Source organism: Campylobacter sp. US50a, assembly GCF_004379015.1.
GTDB lineage: Bacteria > Campylobacterota > Campylobacteria > Campylobacterales > Campylobacteraceae > Campylobacter_D > Campylobacter_D jejuni.
This window is the reverse complement of record NZ_RYYJ01000018.1, coordinates 1-4,991: the sequence shown is the minus strand read 5'-3', so window position 1 is coordinate 4,991 and position 4,991 is coordinate 1. Positions and strand designations below refer to the sequence as shown.

The following is a 4,991-nucleotide window of genomic DNA, read 5'->3' as shown; positions in this document are numbered from 1 at the left end:
AGGTTGTTTGAAAGTAAATACTATTATATATTACTAATTTTTAATATATAATAGTTATTTTTAGTAATTAATATTATACAATTAATTACTATTTTATAATTCTCTTATTATATATGTAAAATCTTTTTTAATATTCATTAAATTATCAATGCTGCTAGTTAAGATAATTTGAATTTTCTTATCTACAATTATATATCTATCGTGCAAATAATCATATTTTTCGTTAATTTCAGCATCTTTATTCTCTACAACCAACCATTCTTTATATATATTTTTCAAGTTGGAACATAAATTTTTGGGATATTTCATTATATTTTCAATAGGATAAAAAATGTTTAATTTTTTTCTCGGAAAGCATTCTTCAGCAAATTTTATAAATTGCTTCTGATTTTTATTTATAAATTTATCATAAACAAACAAATGATTTGCATTTAAAAATATGGCTTTTAAATGTTCTTTAGCTTTTTTCTATCTTCATTTTTTATAAAACTAGCTGTAAAATTATTTTCTATTTTATCTTCAAAAATATTTACATAAGGAAAATTATATTGTTTCTCAGATAAAATAATTTTATATATAGTATTCTTAGAAAGACATTCTAAATCATCGCTATATTCTAAACTAGTCTTTTGTCCGAGAATAGATTTTAAAGTTTCACTATCATAATATCTTCTCATATATTCTTTTCGTTTTATCTTTAAAATTTTTTATAAATTAAAAAATAAAACAAAAACTATAAATTTTAAAACAATATTTAAAAAATTTACTTTGTTTCTTTTACCTGTATATCTTTTATTATTCTTAGTAGGAGGATGTTCTTATAAATATATGGATCCGCAGTATTATGAGTTTAAGAGCTTGTGTAAAGATAATAGTAATAAAATGATAGTGTTTAATAAAGATTATTTGGATTTAAAAAAACAATTTATTCAAGCTATGATGAATAATTCTAATATTAGAATTAAAAATAATGGTATAAAATATTTTTATAATGAAAAATTGAATTTGGAAATTCAACCTTCAAATTGGAAAGAAATAGAAACTAAATCACGCGAAATTAAACTTGGAATAGGAAAAGTAAAAGAAAAAGAAATAGAAGCTTGGTATATTGATGATAAAAATAACATTAAGTATCAAGAATTTAAACGATATTTGTATTATAATTATAATATATTTTTAAGAGGCGATGAGGGTGCTGGGTTTCATTTTGAATATGAGGAAATATTAGATTGTGAAGATGTTAGATAAAAAATTAGAAAGATAATTTGAGATTTAGATTTTTGGAATAACAAATGAGTAAAAACATTAAAACACAAGAAGCTAAATTAGACTTAATCACTAAATTTTTAGACTATGCTAATGTAGCTGATGCAAGTTATGCGATGCTACATTGGATTGATTATGTAAAAAAAGAAAATGACAAAAAACATGAAAATGGTGATACCCAAAAACTAGGTGATAAACATAATAATCAAAATTCTACCTATGCAAGAGCTATACAAGCTCGTTTTGAACAAAATAAAATAGTTAAAATAGAACCTAAATATTGTATTTCTCTTATAAATACTTGTTTTGATAGTAAAGAAATAACATTGGATAATGATATTAGTAGGGTAGGATTGAATGATGCACTGAGTAAAAGAACTATTGATTTTGTAAATAGATTTAAACTTTTAAAACATCAGCCCAACACTACAAATTGTCTTATGAAAAAACAGAGAAAATTAAGAGGAGTTAATAAATGCTAGAATTCTTTATTAATCTTTTAATATTTATTCTTATATTTTTCTTTTTTGTTTTTATATTTTCTATTATTTTATATTTTATCTTTAAAATTTTTTATAAATTAAAAAATAAAACAAAAACTATAAATTTTAAAACAATATTTAAAAAATTTACTTTGTTTCTTTTACCTGTATATCTTTTATTATTCTTAGTAGGAGGATGTTCTTATAAATATATGGATCCGCAGTATTATGAGTTTAAGAGCTTGTGTAAAGATAATAGTAATAAAATGATAGTGTTTAATAAAGATTATTTGGATTTAAAAAAACAATTTATTCAAGCTATGATGAATAATTCTAATATTAGAATTAAAAATAATGGTATAAAATATTTTTATAATGAAAAATTGAATTTGGAAATTCAACCTTCAAATTGGAAAGAAATAGAAACTAAATCACGCGAAATTAAACTTGGAATAGGAAAAGTAAAAGAAAAAGAAATAGAAGCTTGGTATATTGATGATAAAAATAACATTAAGTATCAAGAATTTAAACGATATTTGTATTATAATTATAATATATTTTTAAGAGGCGATGAGGGTGCTGGGTTTCATTTTGAATATGAGGAAATATTAGATTGTGAAGATGTTAGATAAAAAATTAGAAAGATAATTTGAGATTTAGATTTTTGGAATAACAAATGAGTAAAAACATTAAAACACAAGAAGCTAAATTAGACTTAATCACTAAATTTTTAGACTATGCTAATGTAGCTGATGCAAGTTATGCGATGCTACATTGGATTGATTATGTAAAAAAAGAAAATGACAAAAAACATGAAAATGGTGATACCCAAAAACTAGGTGATAAACATAATAATCAAAATTCTACCTATGCAAGAGCTATACAAGCTCGTTTTGAACAAAATAAAATAGTTAAAATAGAACCTAAATATTGTATTTCTCTTATAAATACTTGTTTTGATAGTAAAGAAATAACATTGGATAATGATATTAGTAGGGTAGGATTGAATGATGCACTGAGTAAAAGAACTATTGATTTTGTAAATAGATTTAAACTTTTAAAACATCAGCCCAACACTACAAGTGGCTTTAGTGCTACTTTGTTTGAAGATACTAAAGATAACAATCAAAAGATTATAGTCATACGAGGAACAGAGCCTACAAGTAATTTTAGTGTAGATATTTTGGATGCTGATGTTGATTTAGCTTTAGGCAAAGTTCCCTATAATCAATATCTTGATATGATTAAATTTTATTCTGAGTGTGTTAAAGAATTTCCAAATATTATAAAAGACAAAGGTTTGGTAATTGTAGGTCATTCTTTAGGCGGAGCTTTGGCACAACTACTTACTCTTTCATTAGCGAGTGTTAATTCTAGTGCTAATGTTAAAGAAATCTACACTTTCAATTCGCCTGGTGCAAAAGAACTAAAAGCTTTAAATTTAAATCAAATTTACAGAATAGATGGAAAAATTATCAATTCTGATAATAAAGAGCAAGCATTGTTTTATCAAATAAGATCTTATAAATATCAAAAAAGTATAGAAATAAACTTAATAGGATATGATTCTAATTTATTTCAAAATATAAAATCATACTTTCATAATAAAACAAACTTAAAAGAACATTATATCTTTATAAAAACAAATATAATTTATAGTAAATCAACGAATTATTTTTATGATATTTTTGAAGTTGATGAAGTATTTATAAATTGTGTTAATCAGCTCCTTACTAATCTTAATATCAAAAATATTTTAGCTACAAGTGATAATACTTATCATATTGAAACAGATACTGATTCCGATGCTTCCAATACAAAAGGGGTGATACAAGATTTAGGAGTAGATATAGACGGGAAGCATTATATTGTTAATTTAGGGGATCGATTTTGGGATTCTCATTTTTTAGAGCCTACTATCATAGAATTAAATTATATTTTAAATCTTATGAAAAATAAAGAAATTGATAACCTTTTAGAGTATAATATAAATAAGGATGAAGAGCTATGGACTTTTATCAAATACCATAATAATGTTTTGGCTACCGCAAGAACTCGTTATGATGATCGTATTTTGTCATATTTTAGCATTCCTAAACTATCTAATGATTTTTCAAATTCTTTGGAATATTTGCAAATTCATTATTTACCAAAAGAACCCAAAAAACCTTTATTTGCAGCAAATATTCAAGGTTTCTCATCTACGCAATTGCAAGCTTTGGAGGAATATAAAATAAAAAAAGCTAAATATGATGAGGAGTTAAAATGGTATGAACTTTATAAAGTAAAATATGAAAGAGAACAACAAATTTTTAATCAGAAATTTAAAGAGTATTTTTCAGAAATAATTTTTTATCAAAATAGACTCTATTCTCATAAAAAAACACAAGAGAAAATTATATTAAATGCAATAATACAACAAATTAATCAAAAAGATATAACATATTTTAATTTGTATTCTGTGATAGAATTTTTAAAAGAAAACAAGGCTTATTATAAATATATAGATTTAAATGAAATCCAAGATTTAATTTTAAATGATTTAGATAATAAATTGGGTTATTTTTATTGCCTTTATGTATGTATAAATTTAATAGTATTAAGAGAAGATAAAAATACTTATTTCACCCAAGCTACCGCTATAAACAATCTAAGCTATAATTCTACTTTCACAAAAATCTTCATCCTAGATAAAGAAAAGCTCAATGATACCTATCTTGATGCTAGAAAAAGGCTTTATAAATCTATCAATACTTTAAAAGAAAAAAGAAATGAAAAAATAAAAGATATCCAAGCCTATTTAGATAAAGAAATTTCCTTACAAGATAATCTAAATAATCAAAGCTTTAATACTAAGGAAAATGATGTTAATTTAATTTTAAACGAAGTATTTAACATAGAGCAATTTTATGATAAAAATACCAATACCATAGTATTAAAGACAAATAATATAAAAATCATATTCTTAGATAAAGTAAATTTACAAGATTTGCAAGATAATTCTAACAATACTTCTTTCATCTCTATGTCAAATTTGATCCATATTTATGATAATCATTGTGATATTTTTGCAAAAGATAGAAGTGTTTTGGATATAAAGGACATAGAAGAAAAATATCAAATAGATTTTAAAAGTTTAGATATAAAAATCTTCCTAAACTCCACTCTCCTTACAGGCTCAAATGAACTTCCTAATAATCCTTTTTACTTTGGAGAATTAGATCAAGATAATACTATAAAACA

The 4,991-nt window shown here is 23.0% G+C and carries 6 protein-coding genes; 4 read left to right on the top strand and 2 right to left on the bottom strand.

Annotation, left to right across the window (positions count from 1 at the left end):
- Positions 1 to 93 precede the first annotated feature (93 nt).
- Positions 94 to 420, bottom strand: a complete 327-nt coding sequence (locus tag ELQ11_RS10375) for a hypothetical protein (protein ID WP_060787641.1) — start codon at positions 418 to 420, stop codon at positions 94 to 96.
- A 26-nt stretch (positions 421 to 446) separates the two neighbouring features.
- Positions 447 to 677, bottom strand: a complete 231-nt coding sequence (locus ELQ11_RS10370) for a hypothetical protein (protein WP_060787640.1) — start codon at positions 675 to 677, stop codon at positions 447 to 449.
- Between the two features lie 151 nt (positions 678 to 828).
- Between ELQ11_RS10370 and ELQ11_RS09000 the strand changes: the two genes are divergently transcribed.
- The 4 genes from ELQ11_RS09000 to ELQ11_RS10365 form a co-directional block, all read left to right on the top strand.
- Positions 829 to 1,248 carry a hypothetical protein gene (locus tag ELQ11_RS09000; protein ID WP_126207232.1) on the top strand — a complete coding sequence of 140 codons (420 nt, stop codon included), beginning with the start codon at positions 829 to 831 and terminating at the stop codon, positions 1,246 to 1,248.
- Between the two features lie 44 nt (positions 1,249 to 1,292).
- Positions 1,293 to 1,748 carry a hypothetical protein gene (locus ELQ11_RS08995; RefSeq protein ID WP_052841246.1) on the top strand — a complete coding sequence of 152 codons (456 nt, stop codon included), beginning with the start codon at positions 1,293 to 1,295 and terminating at the stop codon, positions 1,746 to 1,748.
- Between the two features lie 212 nt (positions 1,749 to 1,960).
- Positions 1,961 to 2,380 (top strand): hypothetical protein, encoded by a 420-nt coding sequence (locus ELQ11_RS08990; protein ID WP_126207232.1) that lies wholly within the window; start codon positions 1,961 to 1,963, stop codon positions 2,378 to 2,380.
- 44 nt (positions 2,381 to 2,424) lie between these two features.
- A partial coding sequence (locus tag ELQ11_RS10365) for a hypothetical protein (protein ID WP_243833547.1) occupies positions 2,425 to 4,991 on the top strand: 2,567 nt, incomplete at its 3' end.